21 protein-coding genes are annotated in these 26700 nt (G+C 41.6%); 17 read left to right on the top strand and 4 right to left on the bottom strand.

Annotation, left to right across the window (positions count from 1 at the left end):
- Nucleotides 1-319 precede the first annotated feature (319 nt).
- From HXT28_RS03040 to HXT28_RS02995, 10 genes are all read left to right on the top strand, one after another.
- Nucleotides 320-964, top strand: a complete 645-nt coding sequence (locus tag HXT28_RS03040; RefSeq protein WP_422113655.1) for a CDP-alcohol phosphatidyltransferase family protein — start codon at nt 320-322, stop codon at nt 962-964.
- A gap of 74 nt (nt 965-1038) precedes the next feature.
- The gene (locus HXT28_RS03035) at nt 1039-1797 is read left to right on the top strand and encodes a YebC/PmpR family DNA-binding transcriptional regulator (protein WP_016636669.1); all 759 of its coding nucleotides are present in this window, start codon (nt 1039-1041) and stop codon (nt 1795-1797) included.
- Nucleotides 1798-1803: 6 nt separating this feature from the next.
- Entirely contained in the window at nt 1804-2385 is a 582-nt protein-coding gene (gene ruvC, locus HXT28_RS03030; RefSeq protein ID WP_016636668.1) for a crossover junction endodeoxyribonuclease RuvC, read from the top strand.
- A gap of 95 nt (nt 2386-2480) precedes the next feature.
- On the top strand, nt 2481-3104 hold the full coding sequence (gene ruvA / locus HXT28_RS03025) for a Holliday junction branch migration protein RuvA (RefSeq protein ID WP_422113654.1): 624 nt from the start codon (nt 2481-2483) through the stop codon (nt 3102-3104).
- Nucleotides 3105-3144: 40 nt separating this feature from the next.
- The gene (ruvB, locus tag HXT28_RS03020; protein ID WP_016636666.1) at nt 3145-4206 is read left to right on the top strand and encodes a Holliday junction branch migration DNA helicase RuvB; all 1062 of its coding nucleotides are present in this window, start codon (nt 3145-3147) and stop codon (nt 4204-4206) included.
- 59 nt (nt 4207-4265) lie between these two features.
- The gene (gene yajC, locus HXT28_RS03015) at nt 4266-4697 is read left to right on the top strand and encodes a preprotein translocase subunit YajC (RefSeq protein WP_422113653.1); all 432 of its coding nucleotides are present in this window, start codon (nt 4266-4268) and stop codon (nt 4695-4697) included.
- Nucleotides 4698-4840: 143 nt separating this feature from the next.
- A complete protein-coding gene (locus HXT28_RS03010; protein ID WP_016636664.1) occupies nt 4841-5422 on the top strand; it encodes an adenine phosphoribosyltransferase in 582 nt (193 codons plus the stop codon).
- Between the two features lie 82 nt (nt 5423-5504).
- Nucleotides 5505-7721, top strand: a complete 2217-nt coding sequence (locus tag HXT28_RS03005; protein ID WP_230469600.1) for a DUF6350 family protein — start codon at nt 5505-5507, stop codon at nt 7719-7721.
- A 32-nt stretch (nt 7722-7753) separates the two neighbouring features.
- Nucleotides 7754-9439, top strand: coding sequence for a bifunctional phosphoribosylaminoimidazolecarboxamide formyltransferase/IMP cyclohydrolase (gene purH / locus HXT28_RS03000; RefSeq protein ID WP_422113652.1), 1686 nt, complete (start codon nt 7754-7756; stop codon nt 9437-9439).
- A 137-nt stretch (nt 9440-9576) separates the two neighbouring features.
- A complete protein-coding gene (locus tag HXT28_RS02995; RefSeq protein ID WP_016636661.1) occupies nt 9577-9891 on the top strand; it encodes a hypothetical protein in 315 nt (104 codons plus the stop codon).
- A 10-nt stretch (nt 9892-9901) separates the two neighbouring features.
- On the opposite strand, the gene HXT28_RS02990 is transcribed toward HXT28_RS02995, so the two are convergent.
- On the bottom strand, nt 9902-10879 hold the full coding sequence (locus HXT28_RS02990; protein WP_422113651.1) for an MIP/aquaporin family protein: 978 nt from the start codon (nt 10877-10879) through the stop codon (nt 9902-9904).
- 246 nt (nt 10880-11125) lie between these two features.
- Here HXT28_RS02990 and HXT28_RS02985 point away from each other — a divergent pair, with 246 nt between their 5' ends.
- From HXT28_RS02985 to HXT28_RS02965, 5 genes are all read left to right on the top strand, one after another.
- Complete coding sequence (locus HXT28_RS02985) at nt 11126-11899, top strand: pseudouridine synthase (protein WP_016636659.1); 774 nt, start codon at nt 11126-11128, stop codon at nt 11897-11899.
- Nucleotides 11896-14100 carry a bifunctional cytidylate kinase/GTPase Der gene (der, locus tag HXT28_RS02980; RefSeq protein WP_422113650.1) on the top strand — a complete coding sequence of 735 codons (2205 nt, stop codon included), beginning with the start codon at nt 11896-11898 and terminating at the stop codon, nt 14098-14100. Before HXT28_RS02985 ends, der begins: the two co-directional genes overlap by 4 nt.
- A 29-nt stretch (nt 14101-14129) precedes the next feature.
- Nucleotides 14130-16658 carry a DEAD/DEAH box helicase gene (locus tag HXT28_RS02975; RefSeq protein ID WP_422113649.1) on the top strand — a complete coding sequence of 843 codons (2529 nt, stop codon included), beginning with the start codon at nt 14130-14132 and terminating at the stop codon, nt 16656-16658.
- A 74-nt stretch (nt 16659-16732) separates the two neighbouring features.
- Nucleotides 16733-18127, top strand: coding sequence for a replication-associated recombination protein A (locus HXT28_RS02970; RefSeq protein ID WP_064347382.1), 1395 nt, complete (start codon nt 16733-16735; stop codon nt 18125-18127).
- On the top strand, nt 18114-19220 hold the full coding sequence (locus HXT28_RS02965; RefSeq protein ID WP_032818720.1) for a hypothetical protein: 1107 nt from the start codon (nt 18114-18116) through the stop codon (nt 19218-19220). Before HXT28_RS02970 ends, HXT28_RS02965 begins: the two co-directional genes overlap by 14 nt.
- 44 nt (nt 19221-19264) lie before the next feature.
- Here HXT28_RS02965 and HXT28_RS02960 read toward each other — a convergent pair whose 3' ends face one another.
- Both HXT28_RS02960 and HXT28_RS02955 read right to left on the bottom strand, forming a co-directional pair.
- Nucleotides 19265-20503: a hypothetical protein gene (locus HXT28_RS02960; protein ID WP_422113648.1), complete on the bottom strand. Its 1239-nt coding sequence runs from the start codon at nt 20501-20503 to the stop codon at nt 19265-19267.
- 110 nt (nt 20504-20613) lie between these two features.
- Nucleotides 20614-21114 carry a hypothetical protein gene (locus tag HXT28_RS02955; RefSeq protein ID WP_422113647.1) on the bottom strand — a complete coding sequence of 167 codons (501 nt, stop codon included), beginning with the start codon at nt 21112-21114 and terminating at the stop codon, nt 20614-20616.
- Between the two features lie 389 nt (nt 21115-21503).
- On the opposite strand from HXT28_RS02955, the gene HXT28_RS02950 reads away from it, so the two are divergent.
- Together HXT28_RS02950 and HXT28_RS02945 are read left to right on the top strand one after the other, a co-directional pair.
- Nucleotides 21504-22280 carry a hypothetical protein gene (locus tag HXT28_RS02950; RefSeq protein ID WP_422113646.1) on the top strand — a complete coding sequence of 259 codons (777 nt, stop codon included), beginning with the start codon at nt 21504-21506 and terminating at the stop codon, nt 22278-22280.
- A gap of 4 nt (nt 22281-22284) precedes the next feature.
- Entirely contained in the window at nt 22285-26106 is a 3822-nt protein-coding gene (locus HXT28_RS02945; RefSeq protein WP_422113645.1) for a hypothetical protein, read from the top strand.
- 139 nt (nt 26107-26245) lie between these two features.
- Here HXT28_RS02945 and HXT28_RS02940 read toward each other — a convergent pair whose 3' ends face one another.
- Nucleotides 26246-26551, bottom strand: coding sequence for a YhbY family RNA-binding protein (locus HXT28_RS02940; protein ID WP_064347391.1), 306 nt, complete (start codon nt 26549-26551; stop codon nt 26246-26248).
- Nucleotides 26552-26700: the final 149 nt, after the last annotated feature.

Raw genomic sequence — 26700 nt, 5'->3', positions numbered from 1 at the left:
GTTGTGTGGGCTTCTTTATATCTCAATCGCCTACACCGTTACTTTTTCAGTTCATTAGCTGAGTTAGTAACGGTGTTTTGCTTATTACCGTTATTTTCTCAGTTTGTTAGCTGAGTTAGTAACGGTGTTTTGCTTATTGCCGTTACTTTTTCAGTTCGTTAGCTGAGTTAGTAACGGTGTTTTGCTTATTACCGTTACTTTCTCAGTTAGTTATCTGAGTTAGTAACGGTGCTTGTATCTTCTTACAGCCGCGCGGTTACTATAAGAATGTTGATTGAACACAAGTTTTACTGGCAATTGCGCTAGGAAGGTTGATTCAATGCTGGAATCGTTACGTAGTAGTTTTAAGCGCGTTATTGCTCCGATTGCAAAATTACTGGTTCGATTAGGCGTAAGCGCTAACGCTGTAACAATTGTTGGAACATTAGCAGTAGTTGTTACAGCTTTTGTAACGGCTTTTACAGGTCAACTTATTGTAGGAACTGTATTGCTTACTATTTTCGTGCTTGCTGATGGTTTAGATGGCTCAGTTGCAGCATTAACAACAGGTGGCACAAAATTTGGAGCTTTTCTTGATTCAACGCTTGATCGTATTGCAGATTGGTCACTATTTATGACAGTTTGCATTTGTTTGTGTCGCGCTAGTAACAAAAGTGTGTGTATGTGGATACCATCCGTACTTGGAATGTTGTTAAAATATGCAGGATTATTGAGTTGTATGGTTGCACTTATGGCTGCTTTCGTGACGTCATATGCACGTGCTCGTGGTCAGTCTATTTCGGTTGATCCTAGTATTGGGTTGATTACGCGTGCTGATCGTGTTGCTGTGATTCTTGTTGCTATGGGATTATCTGGCATCACTCATCAACTTTTCTGGTTCAGTTGCGCTATGATTCTGCTCGCTATTGGTGGTATTATTACTGTTTTTCAGCGCATTATTGCAGTCAAACAAGGTCTTGAGTAAGTAGTTAAGCTACATTTGTCTTGAAAGTGCAATAGAATCGTTTCGTTTGATTAACTGTACGTTTTAGGAGTATCATGTCAGGTCATTCCAAGTGGGCGACTACTAAGCACAAGAAGGCCGCTATCGATGCAAAGCGTGGCAAGCTTTTTGCTAAGCTGATTAAGAATATTGAAATTGCTGCTCGTTTGGGCGGTGGCGATCCTGATGGTAACCCTACGTTGTACGATGCCATCGTTAAAGCCAAGAAGGCTTCTATGCCTGCCGATAATATCAAGCGTGCAGTGAAGCGTGGTTCTGGTGAAGAAGCTGGTGGCGCTAACTACGAAGAAATTGTTTATGAAGGTTATGCTCCTGCTGGAGTCGGCTTGATTATTGAGTGCCTTACTGATAACCGTAATCGTGCCGCAGCTGATGTGCGTTCAACCCTTACTAAGGGCAATGGTTCTTTGGCAACAAGTGGTTCTGTGAGCTTTAATTTTGAGCGTAAAGGTTTGATTGAGGTTCCTTCTGAAGGCGTTGATTACGATAAGCTTTTCGAGGTTGCTGCAGAAGCTGGTGCTGAAGATGTAGCTGATGATGGCGATGTGTATTCTGTTTACACTGATTCCAGCGATTTGGTTACGGTTCGTAAGGCTTTGCAGGATGCTGGTTTCGACTACGATTCTGCGGATATTATTATGCATCCAAATAATGAAGTTGAGTTAAGCTTAGAGGATGCTCAGAAGGTTTCTCGTCTGATTGATAATCTCGACGACCTTGATGATGTTCAGAATATCTATAGCAACTGGACCGCTTCAGATGAAGTTATGGCTCAGCTTGAGGAAGATGAATAGAGTCTTATGATGATTTTGGGCGTTGACCCCGGGCTTACTCGCTGCGGGGTCGGCGTGATTGAAGCCGGCGTTTCGCGTCGGCTTTCTTTTATTCACGTTGATGTGCTGAGGTCTGAGCCTGGTCTTTCGCAAGATTTGCGCCTGTTAAAAATTTATAACGGTTTAGTTGAAAAAATTGAGCGTTTTGCTCCAGACACAGTGTCTATCGAGCGTGTTTTTGCGCAAGAGAATCGAAATACTGTGCTTGGTACTGCGCAAGTTGCTGGTCTTGCAATGCTTGCAGCAGCTCAGCGTAATATTCCTGTAGCATTGCATACTCCTACTGAAGTAAAGCTCGCTGTTGCTGGAAATGGTAAAGCTCAAAAAGTGCAAGTTGAGCGCATGGTTGCTCGTTTGCTTGGGCTTAATGTTTTGCCCACGCCGGCAGATGCTGCTGATGCTTTAGCTCAAGCTATTTGTCATGCTCTTCGACCGTCCGGAGCTTTGCAAGGTGGAGAGCGTGAGCAGCATTTAACTTCCGCTCAAAAGCAGTGGGCATTAGCCCAGCGTGCTGCTGGTAGTAGAACTTCTGTCAATCGTGGCATGTAGGATAACAATAGAACATCTGTTCTATTGTTGGCTGTTTTTTTGACTTGTTTGTTACGTTATGCCGTGAGTTGTTATGTACGGGAAGGTGAGTATTGATGATTGGGATGCTTGTTGGTCAAGTAGCATCAATTGATGCTCGTACTGTACTTATCAATGTTTCTGGCGTGGGCTACGAAGCGTATATGCCCACTGTAGATTTGTCTACATTGCACGAAGGGCAAGAAGTCTGCGTATACACGTCTATGCAAGTATCTCAAGATGCTATAACGCTGTATGGTTTTACAACTCAGGCTGCTAAGCGCATGTTTTTGCAAGTACAAAAAGTGAGTGGCATTGGTCCAAAAGTTGCGCTTTCTTTACTCTCTACACTTAACGTTGATCGTCTTTTGCAAGCTATTTCAGAAGGGGATGTCACTGCCCTTTCTTCTGCACCAGGCTTAGGTAAAAAGGGTGCTCAGAAGATTATTTTAGAATTGAAAGGTTCTCTTGATCTTAATAGTTTGTCTCAAGACAGCTCAAGGATTTCTAGTAACAAAACTATTGATTCTGGGATTAATGCTGTAATTGATGGTCTTGTATCACTTGGTTGGCGCCAGAGTGACGCTCAGCGCGCTGTTGAGCAGGTTTGTGCCGAAAACAATATTATTACTCCTATAAAAGATGCTGATATGCCTAATATTCTCCGTATGGCGTTGGCTTCGTTAGACAGAGGCAGATGAAGATGCTACTGAACAATACGGTATTGGGGGAGTTGAGATAATGAGTAATGAATACGCTTCTGCAGTAAATACTGGTGTTTCAGAAGACTCTTTGCGCATGGTTTCTTCTGCTCCTTTGGCTCATGAGCAGCTGAGCGATGAAGAGCTTCGTCCGCGCGCTTTAGATGGTTTTATTGGTCAACCGGTTTTAAAAGCGCAATTGCAATTGTTTTTGGATGCAGCTAAAAAGCGTGAGGTTCCGCCTGATCACATGCTTTTGGCAGGACCTCCAGGTTTAGGGAAAACTACGCTTGCGATGATTGTAGCAAATGAGTTGCAGGTACCTATTCGTATTACATCTGGTCCTGCTATTCAACATGCTGGTGATTTAGCTTCAATATTAAGCGCTTTAGATACGGGTGAAGTGCTGTTTATCGATGAGATTCATCGTCTGCCTCGTGCTGCTGAAGAGCTGCTGTATATTGCTATGGAAGATTTTCGTGTTGATGTTATGGTTGGTAAAGGGCCTGGTGCATCTTCGATTCCTCTGACTCTTCCTCGTTTTACTGTAGTTGGGGCTACTACTCGCGAAGGTATGTTGCCATCTCCATTACGTGCTCGCTTTGGTTTTACAGCACATCTTGATTTTTACCCTCATGAGGAGCTTGAAAAGCTTATTGAGCGTTCAGCTCAAGTGCTTGGTATTAAGCTTGCAGATCAAGCTGCTAAAGAATTATCTTTGCGTTCTCGTGGAACTCCGCGTATTGCAAACCGCTTACTAAGACGTGTGCGCGATTGGGCTATTGTACATGATTTGTCTACCGTAAATCATGATGCTGTAGTTGAAGCCTTAGCCTTGTATCAAATAGATACTCAAGGGCTTGACCGTCTTGATATTGCAGTACTAAAGGCTATGGTTTGTCAATTTAATGGTGGACCTGTTGGTCTTAATAATCTTGCTGCAATGGTTGGTGAAGAATCTGAAACTGTAGAAACTGTTTGTGAACCGTATCTTGTTCGTGAAGGATTTTTAGTTCGCACACCGAAAGGTCGTGTTGCAACTAGTAAAGCTTGGCAACATTTAGGTTTGCAAGCGCCTAGTAATGTCAGTGAGCTAGCTTAAAATAATTCTTTCGGACGGTAGTTCATCCGTCTTACAATTGGACACTTAAGGAGTTTATTGTGCCTCAATTTTTCCAGCAGTATGGGATGCTTATTGCGCTTATTGTAGTTATGGTTGGCATGATGTGGTTCCAGACTCGCAATGCAAAGAAGCGTCAATCTGAAATGCGTTCCTTCCATGAATCTTTGGAACCAGGTACTGAGGTTATTACTATCGGCGGTATTATTGGCAAGATTGTAAGCGTCGATACCCAGTATGAAGAGATCGTTATTGATTCTGAAGGTAGCTTGCTGCGTGTGTCATTCCGTGCAGTAAATAGAGTATATACGCGACCGGCATTTATTAGCGACGAGGAAGCAGAAGCTGCACAAGCAGCTGAAAATACTGAGCATGCTGATAATTCTGAAGTTACTGATAGCGCTGAAGCCAGTGCCAGTGCTGAAGTTCGTGAAGATTCTACCTCTGAATCTACGCAATCAACGGAAAATTAATTCTGCGCGCTGTAGCTTTTGATAATTGAATAATTATTCGTGGCATGGAGGCGCAGTAAGTGCCTCCTGTGCTACGAGAGTATGTAACATGTTTCTTTACATATTCTTAAATACACATCTGTGAAGAAAAGAACGTTAGGATTATGACAACGACGGATATTGTAGTAAAAACGTTGAAAACAGTAAGTGACGAAGATGCTGCTTATCTTGCTTCGCTGATTCGTACTGTTCCAGGCTTTCCAAACCCTCATATTACATTCCGCGATTTTCTTCCTATATTTGCTGATGCTCAAGGTTCGCGCATACTGATTGACGCATTAATTGATGCATTGCCAGTATCAATGGATTCTATTGATGTGATTGCAGGTCTTGAAGCTCGTGGCTTTTTGTTTGGACCTTTAATGGCTGCACGTATGGGTAAAGGTTTCCTTGCTGTTCGTAAGGCTGGTAAGTTGCCGCCTCCTGTTATCACTGAGTCTTATATGCTTGAATATGGTCAAGCGAGTATTGAAATTGAGCGTGACGCGATTAAACCTGGTCAGCGTGTGCTTATTGTTGATGATCTTATTGCAACCGGTGGTACTGCAAGAGCAGCAGCTCGTATTATTGATCGTGCGCAAGGAATAGTTGCAGGTTTTAGCTTTGTTGTTGAACTTACTGGTATTAACGGTATGAAAGATTTATGTGATTACCCTTGCAGTAGTTTAATAACCATGCCAGCATAAGAGCATGCATACGAGTATTGTACTTAATCTACTGAAGTACAATACGTTATTATACTTTTAGAAAGCCATGAAAGGAGAAGCTGTGGTTGAAAAACTTAAGTCATCCTTACTGAGTGTATCTAAAGGCGTAATAACTCCTTTAATTGCGATTTTTGTATTTTCGTTAACTATTGGTCTTTTTTTATCCCTCACATTACTTGTTATTTCTATAGAAGAGGGTGCAGGCAGTCTTTCTGATTCTGCTATGTCTATGACTTGGGCTGTATTCATGTTCGCTCAGGGGGTTGGTCTTACTTTTGGTAATTGTGTTGTAACGATTATTCCTTTAGGTCTCACATTATTGTTTATAGCTGTACTTGTGGGGCTTATCCGTAGGATTAAAGGCGGCAGCTTAGCATATATTACTGGTCTTATAGTGTGGGTTGCTACTCATGTAGTACTTGCTCAAAATACGCATGTAACTTTGGTAGATTCAATTGTTGTTATTGCTGGTAAAACTGCATGCGTGTACATATTGGCATTACTGCTTGCTGTGTTCCCTAGTAGCGAATTTTGGACAGTAACCAAGCAGCGTTATAAGCAAGTGTGTTCTGTACGTGTGCAAAAAATTATTTGTGTTGCCAAACGTGCTGCAGTAATTGTTTTTGCGTCGTACGCGCTAGTTGCGGTAGCTACTGTTGTAGTTTGGTCTTGCACGCATATTGGTTCTGTTCATTCTTTCTTTATTACCTTAGGCATGCAAAATGGTTCACGTATTCTTACGACTCTTGCCTGTTTCATATGGCTGCCTAATGTAGCAATTTGGGCGTTGTCGTGGATTTGTGGCGCAGGTTTTAGCATTGGCAAGGTAGCATATTTCACACTGTCTGCTGCACAATATAAGCATTTACCACCAGTGCCAGTTTTTGGTATATTCCCAGATGCTATCAGTGATGCTACATATCGTGCTGTGTGTTATGGAATTATCCCAGTAGTGTGCTGCGTAATAATGCTTATTGTAATATTGCATAAACGTGGCTGCGGATTGGGTGTAATCAACATTAATAATAAAACAGAAAGAAAAGCGTTTATAATTGCTGTTGTGCAAGCAGCAATTGTTAGTATTGGCGTTGCTGCTTTTATTACGGTGGTTGGTACGATTATTTTTGCTTGCGCAAATGGTTCGCTAGGCGAGTATCGACTTGCTGTTGTTGGCGTCGATGTTGTTGAAAGTACGCGAGCTGTTGGTCATCTTACTCTTTATGCTGTCATAGTTTCGTGGGTATTAGCTCTTGTAATCAGTTTGTTGATTTGTGGTGTTCGATATTGCTTAAGCTTGCTGACGCATCATCGTGTTTCTCACAGTGATGGGCAGCAGCATAAGGATAGCGCAAAAACTGCTAGTGATGATGCGATTAAAACTGTTGAAACGACTGCTGCAGCAACTACCGCGAAAAATGTTACAAAGGATGCTGTTACAAGCGCTATTCAAGACGCTACTCGTACAACTGGTACAAGCGCTATTCAAGAAGCTACTAAAACTGTTACTAAAACTGCTGTAAAAGACAATACTGATAATACGAAGGAATCAAACGTTACTCGTAAGACTACGTCTCATAATCAGCCACTGCGCAGCGTACATTCTACCGAAGTATCTGCTAGCAACAGCGATAATAAGAAGCATGATAATATTTCGCATGAGAACAATAATCAACCTGTCACTGCTGATCAGGAAGATAATAGTGAAAATCATACGGAACGTTTGAATCATACTCATAAAAGTAGGCTTACTACAGAAAGTATGGCTACTACAGAAAGTAAGCCTACTACAGTAAAGCAACCAATAAGCGCAGCAGTTAACAAACTTCATACGCAGATGAGTAAAACGTTAGGTGCTGTAGCATCAGCATCGCATTCAGCAGTGAGTGCTGCAAGCAGTAGTGTAAATCAGTGCGCTCATGCAGTGAAGAAACTTATTACGTTACTTCCTGGCACGCAGCCTTTGCAAACACACCATAGTGAAGCTCGTGTTAGTAGTAGTACTGTTACAAGGGATAATCGCACAAATCAGCCGCGCACAGTTCAGTCTGCTGAGTTGCATCGTGTGACAAACTTACGAAAAACTACATCGTCACAATCTTCTCATAATCAACAATCACATACTTATCAACCAGCGTTCACTGATAGAGCTGCGCGTATTGCAACTTCAAACGCAAGCTCCCAAGTAAACATGCCTACTCAAAACAGTGAACAACAACCACCTTTGTCTTTGAAAAAAGCTTATCCTAGGACTGCTTCATCAAAGACGAAAAGAAAATAATTCCTCACTGCTATTTAGGAAGGAAGACCACCGTGCAACAGACACAGAGCCAACAACCAGACGCAAATGTGCTGATAACCACAGGGGAAAGGTCAATTCGCCGAGTGCTTGTTTCAGTTTTTCATAAAGAAGGACTTGAAATATTAGCACAATCATTTATTCAAGCTGGAACTGAAGTGGTTTCAACAGGTTCTACAGCTGCTAAACTAGCGGAACTTGGTGTGCATGTTACTGAAGTTTCTAGTGTAACTGGATTCCCAGAAAGTCTCGACGGTAGAGTGAAAACACTGGATCCGCATATTCATGCTGGAATCTTAGCGGATATGAATAATACTGATCATGTTCAGCAGCTTGAAAAGCTTCATATTAAGCCGTTTGATGCTGTAGTAGTGAACCTGTATCCATTTGTGGACACAGTGATGAGTGGTGCTGAGCAGGATGCTATTATCGAAAAAATTGATATTGGCGGACCTTCCATGATTCGTGCTGCTGCGAAGAATCATAAGTCTGTTGCTGTTATTACTGATCCTGCAGATTACCAGCTTTTAGCTGATCGTATTGCTTCGGGCGAAGGGTTTAGCTTGCAAGAGCGCGAATATCTTGCAGCAAAAGCGTTTGAGCATACTGCAGCTTATGATGCTGCTATTTCTCAGTGGACTACAACAGTTTGGCAAAAGCCTGAAACTTTTGCTGTTCAAAAACAGCAAGAATCCGAGAATTCTAGTGACTCGGCGAACGATACTCTTGTTCTTCCAGCAGATTACACGCGTACGTGGCGTTTAGAACATGCGCTTCGATATGGTGAGAATCCTCACCAGCAGGCTGGATTGTATCTGGATCCTTTGCATAAGGGTGGTTTAGCTCAGGCTGAGCTGCTCGGTGGTAAGCCTATGAGCTACAACAATTATGTGGATGCTGATGCTGCTTGGCGTGCTGTATGGGATTTTGCGCCGCAAATTGCTGTTGCTGTTTGCAAGCATAATAATCCTTGTGGCTTAGCTATTGGAGCAACTGCTGTAGAAGCGCACAAAAAAGCGCATGCTTGCGATCCTGTGAGCGCTTACGGTGGTGTAATTGCTGCAAACACTACAGTGACTTTGGAAATGGCAGAAAGCGTGCGACCAATTTTCACCGAGGTTATTGTGGCTCCTGATTATGAGCCAGAAGCCTTGGAATTGCTTCGCACAAAGAAGAAGAATCTTCGTATTTTGAAGGTTGCAACTCCGCCTGTTTTAGATTTGCAAGTGCATCCTATTGACGGTGGTGCTTTAGTGCAGTCGGCAGATAAGATTGATGCTTTTGGTGACAATCCAGAAAATTGGACGTTGGTTTCTGGAGATCCTGCAGATGATAGCACTTTGCGTGACTTACAATTTGCTTGGCGTTCGCTTCGTTGCGTAAAGTCTAACGCAATTCTACTTGCGCATGACAATGCTACGGTTGGTATTGGTATGGGCCAGGTTAATCGTGTAGATTCCTGCCATTTGGCTGTTGAACGCGCTAACACTTTGGCTGATGGTGCTGAGCGTGCTCGCGGAGCGGTGGCAGCTTCTGATGCGTTCTTCCCATTTGCTGACGGTCCGCAGATTCTTATTGAAGCTGGAGTGAGTGCAATCGTTCAGCCGGGTGGTTCTATTCGTGATGAAGAAGTGTTTGAAGCTGCTCGTGAGGCTGGTGTAACGATGTATGTAACTGGCACTCGTCACTTCTTCCACTAAAACTTCTTCCACTACCATTCATAAATAAGTCAATGAATACTACGGATGTGGCGTTTGAAATACTCAAACGTCACATTTTTATATGAGTGACTAAAACAACTTATGTTTTCTTATCGAGAAGCAGGTATGATACAAGTATGACTAAGACTGAACAGCATATTGAACCTCATACAATAGAGCATCCTTATGTATCAGAAAAACGTGAGGGTAAGCCTTACGCTGAGTGGATTATAGCTTTTATAGTATGCGTATCTGCTGTTTTAGCATTTTGGGGGTATATAAAAGCCGCCACAGTTATTATTTCTGTGACGGCTATACTTCTGGGTGTTATACGCATAAGCATGCGTCAACGCAGTCCTTGGAAAGTTCGCTCAGTGAGCTTTGATTCTTTTGTAAGTATTGCGTTGGGTATTGGTTTGCTCATAACGTATGCATCAGTATTATTACTGTAGCGTAATTAACTTATGCCATTGTGTTGTTGTTAGCAGCATTCAAGCTTGTGTCGACAGTTTGCTGAGTGTTCTCATACTGATAGGACTCAGTTTGTTCAGGATTGGCTTGGTTGAATTCAGTTTGATCAATAACTGCTGCTGGAGTTGTTGAAGCTGCAGCTGGTGTATGAGTAGTGTCATCTGTTGCTGCGATTTGCTTGGCAGAAGTGGCGAGCAATTTTGCGAGCAGTATAACAAACCCAACAAGAGCGGCGGCAAAAATCGGAGCAATCCAGAAAACCCACAGTTGCGTTAATGGCTTAACTTCTAATTCGCGCGAATTAGCAAGTACAGCAATACCAGTAGAACGTGCAGGATTCAAACCGGAACCAGTAATCTGGTAGGTTATTAATGTTCCAGCTGCGTAGGCAAGACCCATGTGAGTAGCATAATCACAGTGAGTGGCGCCATTGTCATCAGTGTGGCTCATTGCGGTAGCAACGATTAGCACTACTGCAATAACTTCAACAAGTAACGCAGTAATAACGCCGAAGGATGCGTTTACGCTCTTCAACTGATTTGCGGAAATAGAAGCGTTTTCAAATCCGTTTACTACTGAAGCAAACCAATTAACGTCTTTCACCATTTTTGTTTGTGGCAATACGACGATAAATACGCCAGCGGCTGCCAATGCGCCAAGAATCTGTGCAATAATATATCCAAGACCTGCTAAGTACGAAGTACGCCCAGTAAGCATAGAAGCAACTGTTACTGCAGGATTAAGATGTCCGCCAGAAATTTTAGCAGCAATACTGATTGCTGCAGCATACGTAATACCGGTACCAATTGCAATCATGAGCAAATTAATGCCATACATAGCGGTAGCAAGTGAAGAGAACGTGTAAATAACGAACATTGCTAATGCTGTAGCAATAAATTCAGTTGCAAAACGAACAACGAGTGGCGTTTGAAGCTGATTTTTTGTACAAGATGATGGAGTATGAGTCATACTATTCCTTACTATAAATTGTGTTGCGTATTGGTTATTGCAACAGGATAAAACCTCTGCTATAGTAGCACGGCTATGCCATACGGTAGCATAGAAAAACGTGGTAATTTTCTGATTTATTACAAATTGTACAAATAACCACACGAGATACACGGTAAGTAATAATGAATTTTCGATTTTGTGCGCAAAAAATTGCAATTGCGTTACAAAGTTCTGAATAATTCACGAGGTCACGTTGGGAGAACGATGCCAAACGCATATTCCCGCGCCAATCAGGCGCATTCAGATGACAACAACGCCATTCGACTGCAGAAGCTGCTTGCTGAAGCGGGATTTGGTTCAAGACGCAAATGTGAGGAGATTATTCTCGATGGGCGTGTTGAAGTAGACGACGAATTGGTTACAACACTTGGTACTCGCGTAGATCCAAAACGCCAAAAAGTGCGCGTTGACGGTTCGCGAGTAAAGTTCAACACAAAGCTCGTAACGCTCGCATTGCATAAGCCTAAGCGCGTGCTTAGCGCTATGGACGATCCTAAAGGTCGTTTTACTTTAAGGGATATTGTTGGTGACAAGTATGAGCGAATTTTCCACATGGGTCGCTTGGATTATGATTCTGAAGGTCTTATTTTAATGACCAACGATGGTGAGCTAAGCCAGCATGTTATGCATCCAAAGTATGAGGTTGAAAAAACGTATATTGCAACTGTCGAAGGTAAAATCAACGGCATGGTTTGCCGCCGCTTGGTTTCGCAAGGTGTAAATCTTGAAGATGGTTGGATTAAGCTCGACCGTTGTGCAATAATCGACCAAAATCACGACACAACTATGGTAAAGGTTGTGTTGCATTCTGGCAAAAATCGTATTGTGCGCAGAATTTTTGGTGCTGTAGGATACCCTGTAAGGCGTCTTGTGCGTACGCAAATTGGTCCTATTAAATTGGGGGACTTAAAAGCTGGATCATATCGCGTGCTTTCCCCAACAGAAGTGCGCTCGCTTTCTAAGGAGGTTGGCCTGTGATTTGCGTAGCAATTGATGGACCAGCAGGAGTAGGCAAGTCTTCTACTTCTCGCGCTTTAGCGCAATACTACGGTTTTGCATATTTGGATACTGGGGCTATGTATCGAGCTGCTGCTTGGTGGTGCATGCAAAAAGGCATTGACTTAAGCACTCAGCTTTCTTTAGATGATGAAGGTCAGCCTGTAAACGATGCGGATAGTGAGCGTTTTAACCAAATTGTTGAATCTGTTGGCGCCCTGTTTACTGAAGATCACGTAACTTTTAGTGTTGATCCAAAAAATCCTGTAGTGGTAATCGACGGCGAGGATATTAGCGAAGAGTTACGTTCCAGCGAAGTTTCTTCGCACGTGTCTACGGTTTCTTCGATTCCTGCAGTTCGCCGCATGCTTATTGCTGCACAACGTGCGTATATTGCTGCACAGTCAGCTGAAGATTCTTTCTCTCAAGGTGAAGGCATAGTTGCAGAAGGTCGCGATATTACTACTGTTGTAGCTCCTCATGCGCAAGTTCGTGTGCTTCTTACTGCACGCGAAGAAGTGCGTCAAGCTCGCAGAAACAAGCAAGATATTGCGCAAGAAAATTTGCAAAATAATCAATCTAAAAATAATGAATCTGAGGAAGACGATATTCGCGCTCGTGACGCTAAAGATGCGAGGGTAACAAGTTTTCTTCAAGCTGCAGACGGTGTTACAACGCTCGATAATTCTGATTTAACTTTTGAGCAGACGCTCGATGCGCTTGTTGAAATGGTTGATGCTGCGATTGAGCAGGATGAGTACGACCGTTACGCTGCAAACCTTGAAGGTTACGATCTTGACGATGAAGACCGTGCGCTTCTTCGCGGTGACGTAGTAAGTCAAGACGATGCGAAAGATTCTAAAGCAGTTGGTGTAATCGCTGTAATTGGTAGACCAAACGTTGGAAAATCAACGCTGGTAAACCGTATTTTAGGTCATCGTGTGGCTGTTGTAGAAGATACTCCGGGTGTCACGAGGGATCGAGTAAGTTACGATGCTGAGTGGGCTGGAACCAACTTTAAGCTGGTTGATACGGGCGGCTGGGAAGCTGACGTAGAAGGTATTGATTCTTCTATTGCTCAACAAGCGCAAGTGGCAGTGCGTTTAAGCGATGCTGTGATTTTCCTAGTAGACGGCCAGGTTGGTTTAACAGCTACCGACGAGCGTATTGTTTCCATGCTTCGCGCTGCAGGAAAGCCTATTACGTTAGCAGTTAACAAGGTTGACGATGCTAGAAGCGAGTATTTGACTGCAGAGTTTTGGAAGCTCGGTATGGGTGAGCCTTACGGAATTTCCGCAATGCACGGTAGAGGCGTGGGAGACTTGCTTGATGCAGCGCTCAATTCTTTGAAGAAAGCGAATAAAACTTCGGGCTTCTTAACTCCAGATGGACTTCGCAGAGTTGCTTTAGTTGGTCGACCGAACGTTGGTAAATCTTCGCTTTTGAACCATTTGGCTCACGAGGAACGTTCTGTTGTAAACGACCTAGCTGGTACTACTCGTGACCCTGTTGATGAGGTTGTGCGAGTTGACGGTGAAGATTGGCTGTTTATTGACACTGCTGGTATTAAGCGCAGACAACACAAGTTGACGGGTGCTGAATATTATTCTTCACTTCGCACGCAAGCTGCGATTGAGCGTTCTGAACTTGCTTTGATTCTTTTCGATTCTTCCCAGCCTATTGCGGAGCAGGATTTGAAAGTTATGAGCCAAGCAGTTGATGCTGGTCGCGCAATCGTACTTGTGTTTAACAAGTGGGATTTAATGGACGAATTCTCCAGGCAGCGTATGGAACGCTTGTGGAAGACGGAGTTTGAGCGCGTAACTTGGGCTGAGCGCGTCAATCTTTCTGCAAAAACAGGATGGCATACGAATCGTCTTGCTCGCGCTATGCGAACAGCTTTAGACAGTTGGGATAAGCGCATTCCTACAGGTAAGCTCAATGCTTTCCTAGGGCGTATTCAGTCTGCTCATCCGCATCCTTTGCGAGGCGGAAAGCAAGCGCGAATCTTGTTTGCTACTCAAGCATCAACTAAACCTCCGCGTTTCGTAATATTTACAACCGGCTTTTTAGAGCACGGATACCGTCGCTTTATTGAGCGTTCGCTTCGCGAAGAGTTTGGATTCGAGGGAACTCCTATTCAAATCTCCGTAAAAGTACGCGATAAGAAGAAGCGTAAGTAAAGCGCAAATAAAGTAAAATAGGAGCGTGTATGGCTGGTTTGGGTGAGTTAGCTCGTGATTTACATCATGCTGCTGAAGACGAGATTTTTCAAGCATTTGTTGATTGGGTTACAGATAACAAGCATGTAGATTTGTGGCCGCATCAAGAAGAATCCATTATGGATTTGCTTGCAGGAGACCACGTTATTTTAAACACTCCAACAGGTTCCGGGAAATCTCTTGTTGCGCTCGGCATGCATTTTGCAGCGCTCGCCACAGGCAGACGCTCCTACTATACTGCACCAATTAAAGCGCTCGTATCCGAAAAATTCTTCGATTTAGTTGCAATTTTCGGGCGAGACAACGTTGGTATGATTACTGGAGACTCGCATATTAATGCGGATGCTCCAATAATCTGCTGCACTGCGGAAATCTTAGCAAACCAAGCGTTACGTGAAGGCGCGAATGCTGAAGTTGATTGCGTTGCAATGGACGAATTTCACTACTATGGTGACCCAGAGCGCGGATGGGCTTGGCAAGTTCCGTTACTTACACTTCCAAATACGCAATTCTTACTTATGAGCGCAACTCTTGGAGACGTAACGGATATTGCGGAACGCTTAGAAAAATCAACAAAAAGAAGTGTTGATATTATTGCAGATGCGCCAAGACCAATTCCGTTGGAATACGAGTACACGGATAAGCCGCTTGCCACAACCGTAGAACTCTTATTCAACAAGGGTCTAACGCCAATCTACGTAGTTCATTTTTCTCAAGACGCAGCTCTTGAAACCGCACAAGCGCTCGCAAGTACAGGAGTTTCAAGCAAAGATCAGCGAGACAAAATAGCTCAAGCCATTAAAGGCACTAAATTTACTACAGGCTTCGGCAAAATTTTGCAAAGACTCCTGCGCACTGGTGTTGGCGTGCATCATGCTGGCATGCTTCCACGCTACCGCAGACTCGTCGAACAGCTTGCGCAACAAGGGCTGCTACCAGTTATTTGTGGAACTGACACGCTCGGCGTTGGTATTAACGTGCCAATTCACTCGGTTGTGCTTACAGCCCTCACGAAATTTGACGGAAATCGTAGTCGCAAACTTCGCGCTCGCGAGTTTCACCAAATTGCAGGCCGCGCAGGAAGAATGGGATTTGATACCGAAGGTCTAGTGGTTGCAGAGGCTCCAGAATTCGAGATTGAGAATGCGCGCGCTGTTGCGAAAGCCGGGAACGATCCTAAAAAGCTTAAAAAAGTTAAGCGTAAGAAGGCTCCAGAAGGTTTTGTAGTTTGGGGCGAGCCAACGTTTACTAAGCTTATTGAAAGCGCTCCGGAAACTTTGAACCCACACATGGTTGTAACGCATTCAATGATTTTGAACGAAGTTACACAAGGTGGAGATGCTAGAGCACGCGTTGAAAAACTTATTGAAGATAGTGCACAAAGGCCGCAAGATAAAGAAAAATTGCTTGAGCGTTGTGATGATATTTTCCAAACTTTGCTCGATACTCAAGTCATTGAATGCAGAGAGCTTTCGGATGGTTCTTGTGATTATGATCTTGATGTTGCTATGCCAGAAGGTTTTGCGCTAGATCAGCCGCTTTCTCCGTTCTTGCTTGCTGCTTTGGAACTTCTAGACCCAGAATCTCAAAGCTATGCGCTTGACGTAATTTCTATGGTTGAAGCGACTTTGGATGACCCTAAGCCTGTGCTTCGTGCGCAGGAGCGCAAGGCTCGTGATGCTGCGATGTCTGGTATGAAGGATGATGGTGTCGACTACGAGGAGCGCATGGAACGCTTAGCTGAAGTTAGCTACCCTAAGCCTCTTGAAGATTTGCTAGCTCCTGCTTTTGCGCAATATCGTAAAGACGTGCCGTGGGCAAACGACTACTGGATTAAGCCTAAATCTGTGCTTCGAGACATGGTTGAAACAGCATCCGATTTTACTGGATATATTTCACGTTATGGCATTGCTAGAAGTGAGGGAACGCTTCTTCGTTACCTTTCTGACGCTTACCGTTCACTTGCTCGAACTGTGCCAGAAGATATGCTTAACGAAGAATTACGTGATATTATTTCGTGGCTTCGTCTTGTTGTGCGCTCTATTGATTCAAGTCTTGTTGACGAGTGGGAGAGTGCAGGCGGTTCGGACGCAGAAGCTAATGCTGTAACTATGGCTGCTCCTGGAACTTCCGAGTCTGTAGTTGAGGATCGTCGTGGACTTATTGTGTTGATTAGGAATGCTATGTTCCGTCGCGTGCAACTTATGGATTTGGAAGATGCTTCAACTCTTGGCGAACTTGACAAAACTTGGGGTTATGGCGTTCATGAGTGGAATGATGTGCTTGACGACTATTACGACGAGCACGAGTATGTTGGCATCGACGCTAAGGCTCGAAGTGGCGACTTATTTATTTTGGATGATTCGCTTGAAAAAAGTGAGCATTCGTGGAAAGTTCGGCAGATTATCGATGATTCAGACGGGGATCATAATTGGGCTATTACTGGCGTTGTTGATTTGGATGCAACGCAAGACGAAGGCGAAGTAGTGTTCTTCGATTATCAAGTTTCGCACGTGTAATTTTAGGAATATGCTAGCAAAATACAAAAACATAAATCGAACGTTTGTTCTATTTATGTGGTAGGCTGATATGTATGGAGCAGGATTTATTTGCGGCAAGTAGTGCGCCGGTCGATGTAACGCGTCCGTTAGCTGTGCGTATGCGTCCGAGCAGCATTGAAGACGTGCTAGGGCAGTCTCATGCGTTAAAAGATGGTTCGCCTTTGCGCAGGCTTGCAAATCCGCAATCGAAAGGTTCTCTTACTGCTCCAAGCTCTGTTGTGCTGTTTGGCCCTCCGGGAGTTGGCAAGACTACGCTTGCTTATATTGTTGCTCGCCAATCTGGACGCGTGTTTGAAGAGCTTTCTGCTGTAACTTCTGGAGTTAAGGACGTTCGCGCAGTGCTTGATCGAGCACATGAGCGTTTAGTGAGTAAAGGTCAAGAAACAGTTCTTTTTATTGACGAAGTTCATCGTTTTTCTAAATCTCAGCAGGATGCTTTGCTTCCAAGTGTTGAAAATCGCGATGTAACGTTTATTGGTGCGACTACCGAAAATCCAAGTTTTTCAATTATTAAGCCGCTTTTAAGTAGATCTGTGGTTGTTAAACTTGAGTCGCTGAGTGTGGAAGATTTGCATACACTTATTGAGCGTGCAGTAACTAGCGAAAATGGGCTCAACAATCAGCTTAAAATCGATAACGACGCAATAGATTCAATTATTCGTTTAAGCGGGGGAGACGCTCGTAAAACCCTTACTATTTTAGAAGCTGCAGCAGGAGCAATAACAGGAGATTCCGCGTTACAGCATGGCAAAAAGAAGCCTGTAATTACTGCTGATATTGTTTCTAACGTAATGGATACTACTACAGTTCGCTACGACAAAGATGGCGACGATCATTACGATGTGATTTCTGCTTTTATTAAGTCGATGCGCGGAAGTGATGTTGACGCTTCTTTGCATTATTTAGCGCGCATGCTTCGCGCTGGTGAAGACCCGCGTTTTATTGCAAGGCGAATTATGATTGCTGCTGCCGAAGAAGTTGGTATGGCGGCTCCACAAATTTTGCAAGTAACTGTTGCAGCAGCTCAAGCTGTTGCTTTAATCGGCATGCCAGAAGCGCGCATTATTCTTTCGGAAGCTGTGATTGCTGTAGCAACTGCTCCAAAATCAAACGCAAGCTATAATGCTATTAATCAGGCTTTACAAGATGTTGATGCTGGCAATATTGGTCAAGTTCCTCTTCATTTGCGTAACGCTCCAACTGCTTTGATGAAAAGTTGGGGCAATCACGACGGGTACAAGTATGCTCACGACTATCCGGGAGCTGTAGCATCGCAACAGTATATGCCAGACGAGCTAGTTGGACGCGAATACTATCATCCTAACGACCGTGGCTACGAGCACGAGCTCACTCAACGCTTATCTCAAATTCGCAATATACTTCATAAGTCCGAAGAAAGTAGAGATGTTGGCAATGAAAAAAGATAATATTCTACTGTATTATTGCGTATCAACCATTGTGCTTATTTGCATGCTCACCACATGGGTTGTGTATGTTCGCTTTGTTGCCGACACTGTACAAAACAGTGGTTTTTCACTGAAACATGTTATGAGCAACAATGCTGTAACAGCTGTAGTTGAACCAAATAAGTCAGATAATGCTCTTGCTTTAGCAGGTCGTGCTTATAAAAACGTGCTTGAAAATCTACACGGAAAATACAAGTTCAAAAATGTTCCAGATTCCTTCGGATATTACTACGATTTATGGGATTTGGATAATGATAAGATTCCAGAGCTTATTGTAACTGCAAGGAAAAAATTAGGTTACGATGATGATAAGCCGCGTTTTACTAAAGTATTTTCTTTTGATGGCAAAAAAATTGTTGAGTCGCAGTTAATTGAAGATTTAGAACCGTCTCATAATGGCGAATTCTCAGAAACATTAATGTACGATCATAATCACAATGGCATAGTTGTATATCATGTATTTGACGGGCTTAAAGTTCGTCGTGATACTTACAAGCTTACTGAAGATTATAAGTTTACATTAGATTCAAGTGTTGAAGATAACTCGGCAGATCCTAGCACTATAGGCGATCTTGATGCAATGTTTGTTGATGTTAAAAATCTTAAGCCTGTTGACAATCTCATCAATAATATGACTCTTAGTGAAAAAGAGAAGAAACACAATAAGTATATTCAAGATTTACGAGATGATGGATACACCATTCTTACCGGCAATGTTCAAGAGATGAATATTGACGAAGTAAAGCAAACAGCACAGCCGGATGCGGATTTAGAAAATTATTCTTATTATTTTGTCAACGATTCAAAAATTATTTATACGGTAAATATGCCATACAAAACCATCATAACTGTTGGAGTTGATGGCAAAGGTACGCCAGTTCCTGACACATACGTTTACAAACGTTTCTTTGTTGAACCTAAAGCCGGAGAAATGAAAGATTATGTAGGAAAGAACGTAACTATAGCAGTTAAAAAGGCTTCTTCAATATGCTTTACCTTAGAACCAGATTACGAAAACCCTAGCTACAGCGCTCTAAAAATCATTACAGACTAAATATTTTAACGCGTAGCAGATCTCACAAACTTGCCTGATATTACTTATTTGTATTCATCTAAGCTAGGATCTAATTCCTGAATTATGTATGAGCTACTAGTTAATACAGGCTGCCCCCATGGAAGATTGTTTACAGTATCATACATTCCATCTGTTGCAAAAGTAACTCTCTTCCCAACATAATTCATAATCTTGTCATGATCCGGATTGTGTATAAACCCATCATCTAATATTATTACGACCCTATTCATCAAATTACTTGGAGGCCTATATCCGCACTCAGTTCCATTACAATATGACGATGCTGAGCGCGGATTATCTAAAGCAAGCACTGTGGTAGTTGGGTTATTGTTAATACGTATAAAATCATCAAGACTAAAACCAGTATATGTTACTGGCGCACCAGGATAGTTGTATGCTTCTTCTGGAGTAAGCTGTTTTACTGTGCCAGTATAAACTTGATACCCTTTTTCTTGCCATTGAAGAACTTGCTTATCGTACGCCTTTTGCTTATCGCTACGTTTATTTGAGTTGATTAACTTATTGATACCAGTTGCATCATTTATAGGGATAAAAACTGGAGCAACTACTTTATCCATTTCACATGTATCGTTGTCATTTTTCTTAATAGGATAATCAACTACTGTAGTACTATCATTCAGTTCGTTTCCATTAAGCGTATAAGATACTTCTTTCCACTTGAATGGAGTATCTAAGTCAAAAGAAGGATTGTTATTAGAAAGATTGTTATACCACTCTTCACTTTCCGGAAAATAGAATACTAAACCTTTGTGATTCCTATAAAAGAAAAGTGTTGAATGCTCATATCTACCTAATAGAGTTTTGAGAACATTATTAGGAGCAACTAGCTTATTCCCATCGTATGAAAAAACTCGTGTTGACGACACTTCCTGAGTATCATCTGAATCATTTTTCTTAACTTTGTACGTATCAGTAACCAATAAATCAGGTATTTTGTCATCATTAATATCCCATAAGGCGTAAGTATAATCGCCTTCTGGAGCATCATTGAATGAATACTTGTGAATATTTTCAAGCACATCCTTGTACTCTTTGCCTGCTTGAGCAAGAATATCGTCAGTATTGCGAGTATGCGGTTTTGTGATAGCACTTATGGTACTGCTAGCAACATGATTCAGTGAAAAACCGCTATTTTGTACAGTGTCGGCAACAAAACGAACATACACAACCCATGTGGTCAGCATGCAAATAAGTACAATGGTTGATACGCAATAATACAGTAGAATATTATCTTTTTTCATTGCCAACATCTCTACTTTCGCCAAGTCGCAGCATTGTAATTGCTTTTGCTAAAATGTAGGTTTCATACATTTTATACATTTTATACGTTTTATACGTTTTATACGTAAATCTACTCACCGTAATTGGAAGAAACATCTTTCATTAAACCTGCCATAAGCGAGTTGTTGTCAATGTGGGAAAGATTACTAGCATCTCCAACAATCATCACATCGCCAGCAGTAGTCGGAAAAATTATTACAGAACATGGGTCACCAACAATAAAAATATGATTGTCATCACTCATATCGAAGGGGCTACCATTTTTGTAAAGTATATTCTCTAATTTTTTACGATTTTTTTCAGCGGACGGAAACTCGTTGAGTACGCATGATGCATCTTTTTCAAAAGCGTCGCCTGTTCCAATTTTTACGATTGCTTTAGCTCCACCAAGAGCATAGCTATGCTTTATTGGCAGATTACACTTTTCGCTAATAGCGTTAAGATCTGGCTTTATATTAAGAGTATTTCGCACGCCACTAAAAGATCCATTGTGCTGAACGCAATAGCATAAGCCAGCTATTATAACGAAAACAACAAATCCCCAAAAATAGCTTTTAGCTTTGCTCATCATAAACCTCCATCTCAAACAATGCGCTTACAAAAATAAAGCATCACTGATTCAGTGCTATTGTCAATCAATCTCTCTTAACTACGTTCGTACTAGCTGAGCTTTTGCATAAGCAATCTCTTAAGTGAAATTCTTACATATGATTTTAGTTATATGCGCTGATAAGAAAACATGCAAAACATTATGCGTATCTTTGGTTTGATTACGTAATTTATATAGAAGCGATATTAAAATAGAAACGGTGTTTTATGCCAATAGTTGAGGGTTTCGCAATGGAGTTATCTTTTGCTGATTGTCAACTGTTATTTATTGCAGAGAAAAAGGGGAGATACATGTTATCTTGCTTGTATAGAAGAAGAGGTTGTATAAGTACCTCTATAGGTAAAACAGTTATGCGCAGCGCATCTATTGTATTAGCGTTGTGCATTTCGCTTATTTGTGTTCCACAGTGCTACGCGGCAGATAGTTCTATAACTATTAATGCTCCATCCAATACTTCACAGGTTTGGGTTGATGTCGAAGGAACTAATATTAGCCCTGATAAGATTGGCGGCACAATCGACAATAAGAGAATAAAGTTTATTGCCTCTCCATCTGGAGTAACATCAATTAATGCTCTGGGGGGCGGTGCTCACAGTTTAGCTTTACAAGCGGTGAAGAAGCATGATAATCAACTTATTTTTGTTACATGCGCTGATGCTAATAATGTAATTCTTCAAGAATCTAAGCTTACAGTGTCGTTGGCTGGTGGATTAAAGATTCAAGAGCAGCATAGCAATAAAACTGATAATACTGATCATAATAATACGCAAGATAATCATGATTCGTATTCTTCAAGCAGTGATAATAACAATCAAAATGCAAGCTCTGAAAATAACAGTTCTCATGTGTCAGATAAGTCTCATAATAACGGCTCAGCTATAGATAAAGGAAACGAGACTCAATCTGATCATAATAATGCAAATAATTCTAGTAACAATTCAAATTCAAATATTCATGATGGTTCACATTCGTCTTCTCAAGTAGCGAAACGGAAACATTTTGTTAGCGTATTGTCAGCTACAGGTGTGGGTATGACGTGCATTGTGTTAGTTGCGGCAATAGCGGCTTTTGTAGGAATGAGTATGCGATTGAACGTCAATGGTGCGCATGCTAAGAAGGAGAAGTGAGAAGATGAAACGCAATACAATTTTTTGCAATATCATGCGTATGATTCACAATACTGCTTTTGTTTATAAAGCATTTGTGAGTTTGATAACATTTTCTATGATTGTTTGTATCGCTCCAGCAAATATTGCTTATGCTAATGATGCAAATGCTGACAGTGAAACGAATATTAATGTTGATGCCCGTGCCAGGGTTCCGTATCTTGAAGCATCGAATGAATCCAAAGATAGCAAGGATAATTCTATATCGACAAACAGTAATGCAACGCTTGATTTACCTGGCGCGCATGGATACAGTAGTGCACTGGTTCGCGTGAGTGTATTCAATGCGAATAATGATACAACTGTGTATGTTGATGGTGCTCCTGCATTACAAGTAGCTGCAAAACATGATGCTTCACAAACAGTGTTAGCTCATGTTGCAGATGGTAAGCTTCATGTTTATGCTTCTCAAGCAGTTCAGGCTCGTGTTGAAGTTGTTGCATTCTTACAATCAAAAACTGTTGCAGCAGCTAAGAATCAGAAGCCAGCTTATGTTCCTGGCGCAACTGTCTCTTTAGCGAAGCCAGTAACTCGTATGGACACTAATCAGAAAGTATCCTGCACAAGCATGAGTTCATCTGCACATTGCAAAGTTGGATTACTTGGCTTGGGTAACATTCCTGGAGAGTATGTGCGAGCAGCATATGTGACTATGAAAGTTGCTATGAAAAATGCTGGAAATGTTAAGGTAGCTGGGCAAGAAATAGCTCTTCCGCAAGGTGATTCTGTAGTTTCTACAATAGTTGTTCCAAGTTCTACAGATGGCTCAATTAGTGTTGAATCAGAAAATGCTGCTTCTGCTGAGTTGTATGTACGCGGATGGGTTGCAGGAGCTATGCCAAGTATGGCTCATGCTAACGTAACTGGAAGTTTTGTGCCGTCAATTGCTAAGAATTGGGTTGAATCAACAACAGAAAAAGATAAAACTTCTACTGTTGCTTTAGGTAAACAATCAAACGATAGTGCCTTTGAACTTGCCTTAGTTAGTGCTCATGCTTCTGGTAAACGTGCATTTGTTGAGTATGGTAAACCTGTTCAAGGCAGATCTACTGGTGCAGTAGTTGACGCGAAAGAAGGAGCACTACCTCAGCTTGATTTTGTGGACACTGATGCAAAGAGTGCGAAGGTATCTGCTCGAGGAAGTAATGTATCTTCTCAAGTTTTGATGCTTGGAAGTATTCTTGGTAATAGACCGCAAAACGATAAAGCTGAAACTGTTACCGTTACATGGACTTCTCCTAAGGAAAATGCTTCTATTGATTTCTCTAAGGGTAAGAAGTTAACAATTTCTGGTACTGTTGACGCAGCTTCGTCAGTTGACTATGTGAATGTAACTGTTCATTCTTCTGATAATAAGACAGTTGATTTAGGTAATGCTGCTGTTTCTTACGATGCTCATGGCAAAGCAATATGGAGCATGGAGATTGCCATACCGGTTGCTGGTAAGAATGCTATACACGTTAAAGCTGTATCTCGTACCAACAATAGTTTCGGTACTACTCAGCGTGACGTGAATACTCAACTGCCGGATGCTAAGAAAACTATTATTAGTGACAAAGCTAAAGTTGTGATGCCTGACGAGTTGAGCAATGATATTACTGCTGTTAATCCTGATTCATTAGTGTTTAACAAGAAGCCTCAATACAAGGCTGGTGATATTTTAGCTTCCACGCCTGGAAAGAATGCTCCGAGGGGCTTCTTGCGTAAGGTTGTTGGTGTAACACAGCAAGGCAATACATGGGTTGTTGTTACTGAACCTGCAATGCTCACGGATGCTATTTATCAAGCGGATATTAGCGAAGATAGACCATTTTCTACTGGTAACAGGTCTTTGGAGCCTATTCCAGATAAAAATGGGGAAACTGATGATTCGTCCGCAGATTCTTTCCAAACAACTGTGCATAGTGAACTTCCATCTGGACGCAGTAATCGTAGTTTTGATATTGGTAAAGATAGTGATCTTGCTAAAATATCGTTGGGCATTTCCTGTGATGTTAGAAAAACCAGTGGAACTTATTGCGACGTTGAGTACAAATCTATTAAAAAGAATGATGAAGAAGCAAGGAAGGAGGATATTGAAGAGGATACTTTTGCTTCCTTTGAGGCTGAACTTCAGTTCATTTTGCATTTCAATTTGAAAATTGAATTAGATTGGTTTAAATCACGAGTCAAGAACTTTGAAACGTATATCAGCGAAAAGGGTGATGTGACTATAGGCGCAAAAGCAAGTGAAAAAATTAAAAAAAAGATTTTTAAGCATAAGCTTGTGGAATATCATCCAGAGTCACCGTATATTTTTATGGTTGGAGGCGTTCCTGTAATAATAGATATTGTGGTTCCTATCTTCTTTGATAGTAATTTAGATTTTGATACTTCTGTAAGTATTGGTCAAACTTTAGAGCAAAATTTGAAGTTAGGTATCGAATTTAAGAATGATAAATGGAATCCAATTCATGAGGGTTCGTTTAAGATTAACCATGTTAACCCGGCTTGTAGAATTCCTGGAAAAATTGATGGAAAGTTAGGAGTGGATGCAGGGCTCTCTATTGAACCGACTATATATCTTTATGAAATGAGTGGTGTCACTCTCAGATTAGGGATAGTGGGTAAAGTTGAAAGTAATTTAAAAACCGGTGAGGAAGCTAAACATGTTGCGCAAGTGTACATGTCAGTTAAAGGCGCCTTGGAATTTGGAACAAAAGTATCTGCTGGATTACTTATGGTTGATAGAGACATGTTAGATTGGGGACCTGATCCATGGTCTTATGAGATAGAATTGTTTAACAACGAAAAACATCCATGGAATATTATAGATTGTCCAGTTGTATCTGCATCTCAATCACAAAATGAGATTAGCGATGCACTTCTTGCTAAAGCTGGTAAAGCGTATAAGGATGTGCTTGCTAATGGTAAATACAAGGATAATGCTGTTGCAGCGGATAGAAAATATTACTATACCTTATGGGATATTAATAAAGATAAGATTCCGGATATGATTGTTATTGCCGCACAAAGTGGAACTATGAGTAATACTGATGAATATATTCGTGTGTTCTCATACAACGGTAAGAAACTTATATCTACTAATGCGATTGTAGATCCGCATGGTAATGGAGAATTCCTCGGAACTTTGTATTTGCGCAATAATAATGACGGAATTATTACATTGCGTAGCATTGACGAGAATTCATATACAGCAAGAGAAACTGTTTATAAGATTGTCAAAAATAAGTTAAAGGAAACGCATAGTTTCCCGAGAACTGATTCGGATTGGCGAAATGAAATAAAACAATACGTTCATCCATCGTTTATATCAGTAGATGATGAAACAGATGTAAATAAATTGGCAAATTATGTGAAGAATACCGCTGCAAAAAAGCGATATGAAAAAACAGTTCAAAAATGGAAAGAGAAAGGATATCAAGTTTTTAGCGGGGAAGTAAAAACTCTTACTGCGCTAGAAGCTGCTCGTTTTGCTAAAGATCAATCGCAGTATTCGCAAGATGTGGATCCAAAGAATACGTATACTATTCTTAGTTTTGATAGGCCTATGTCTGTAGATGCTTGGCCGCAATTTATGGATAGTATGTTTAGGCCATCAGTGCAAAGTATGGATTGTCGTGGTGTACTTCTTTCCAGTTCTGAATACAATGGTATTGATAGTTTCAAGTCATATAACGGGAAGAGACTTACTGTAATTGGAAAACCTGGAGATGTAGGAATGAGTCTTAGATCAATCCCTTATGGCTTACCTGTTATGAATAATGTATTTGTTATCAAAGAGTAGGAATGCTTTTTGGTAGCATGTTGATACAGTAAAGATTAAAAATGCTCCATGAATGTTGAACTGCCTCAGCAGTTTTGCAATCATGGAGCATTTTTATTTACGAAGTATCGCAAAAATATAAAAATACTAAGAGAGAGTTTTATTCACGCACGAGCATAATGTGGTCAACGTTGTCGAGTGGAGAGACGCGGAATAGCACAAAACGATTGCCGATGACTTGCACAACTTCAGCGCCAAGCTTTTGAGCAAGTTCGTCAGCAGCTTCTTTGGCGCTTAATCCGGAACCATCTTGCACAGCGCACTTCATGAGCTCGTGATACTGCATGGTTTCGTCTGCTTGTTTCACAGCTGCATCAGTGATATCGTTTTTTCCCACATACAACAGTGGACTTAACGTATTAGCGAGCGCGCGCAGTTGCTTCGTCTGCTTTTTCGTCAATGCCATAAGGCGTCCTTTCAAATACCCAGTATAGGTAATCTTAAAAGTAGTACTTCAGGTACATCAGTGTTATATAAGTGCTTAACGGATTATACAGTATATTGCGAATTGTTGCATGCGCTAATACAAATTTATTTATTGCGCATTTATTGCGC

The organism is Gardnerella washingtoni (genome assembly GCF_049262705.1).
GTDB classification, from domain to species: Bacteria; Actinomycetota; Actinomycetes; order Actinomycetales; family Bifidobacteriaceae; genus Bifidobacterium; species Bifidobacterium vaginale_D.
This window is presented reverse-complemented; position numbering and strand designations above follow the sequence as displayed.

What these genes read in the sequence shown, in the direction of transcription:
- HXT28_RS02945 (WP_422113645.1), top strand. Translation starts at nt 22,285, where the DNA reads ATGAAACGCAATACAATTTTTTGCAATATCATGCGTATGATTCACAAT.
- HXT28_RS02955 (WP_422113647.1), bottom strand. Translation starts at nt 21,114, where the DNA reads ATGATGAGCAAAGCTAAAAGCTATTTTTGGGGATTTGTTGTTTTCGTT.
- HXT28_RS02965 (WP_032818720.1), top strand. Translation starts at nt 18,114, where the DNA reads ATGAAAAAAGATAATATTCTACTGTATTATTGCGTATCAACCATTGTG.
- HXT28_RS02985 (WP_016636659.1), top strand. Translation starts at nt 11,126, where the DNA reads ATGCCAAACGCATATTCCCGCGCCAATCAGGCGCATTCAGATGACAAC.
- HXT28_RS03040 (WP_422113655.1), top strand. Translation starts at nt 320, where the DNA reads ATGCTGGAATCGTTACGTAGTAGTTTTAAGCGCGTTATTGCTCCGATT.
- ruvC (WP_016636668.1), top strand. Translation starts at nt 1,804, where the DNA reads ATGATGATTTTGGGCGTTGACCCCGGGCTTACTCGCTGCGGGGTCGGC.
- HXT28_RS03010 (WP_016636664.1), top strand. Translation starts at nt 4,841, where the DNA reads ATGACAACGACGGATATTGTAGTAAAAACGTTGAAAACAGTAAGTGAC.
- ruvA (WP_422113654.1), top strand. Translation starts at nt 2,481, where the DNA reads ATGATTGGGATGCTTGTTGGTCAAGTAGCATCAATTGATGCTCGTACT.
- HXT28_RS02990 (WP_422113651.1), bottom strand. Translation starts at nt 10,879, where the DNA reads ATGACTCATACTCCATCATCTTGTACAAAAAATCAGCTTCAAACGCCA.
- HXT28_RS02995 (WP_016636661.1), top strand. Translation starts at nt 9,577, where the DNA reads ATGACTAAGACTGAACAGCATATTGAACCTCATACAATAGAGCATCCT.
- HXT28_RS03035 (WP_016636669.1), top strand. Translation starts at nt 1,039, where the DNA reads ATGTCAGGTCATTCCAAGTGGGCGACTACTAAGCACAAGAAGGCCGCT.
- HXT28_RS02970 (WP_064347382.1), top strand. Translation starts at nt 16,733, where the DNA reads ATGGAGCAGGATTTATTTGCGGCAAGTAGTGCGCCGGTCGATGTAACG.
- HXT28_RS02950 (WP_422113646.1), top strand. Translation starts at nt 21,504, where the DNA reads ATGCGCAGCGCATCTATTGTATTAGCGTTGTGCATTTCGCTTATTTGT.
- HXT28_RS02940 (WP_064347391.1), bottom strand. Translation starts at nt 26,551, where the DNA reads ATGGCATTGACGAAAAAGCAGACGAAGCAACTGCGCGCGCTCGCTAAT.
- HXT28_RS02960 (WP_422113648.1), bottom strand. Translation starts at nt 20,503, where the DNA reads ATGAAAAAAGATAATATTCTACTGTATTATTGCGTATCAACCATTGTA.
- ruvB (WP_016636666.1), top strand. Translation starts at nt 3,145, where the DNA reads ATGAGTAATGAATACGCTTCTGCAGTAAATACTGGTGTTTCAGAAGAC.
- HXT28_RS02975 (WP_422113649.1), top strand. Translation starts at nt 14,130, where the DNA reads ATGGCTGGTTTGGGTGAGTTAGCTCGTGATTTACATCATGCTGCTGAA.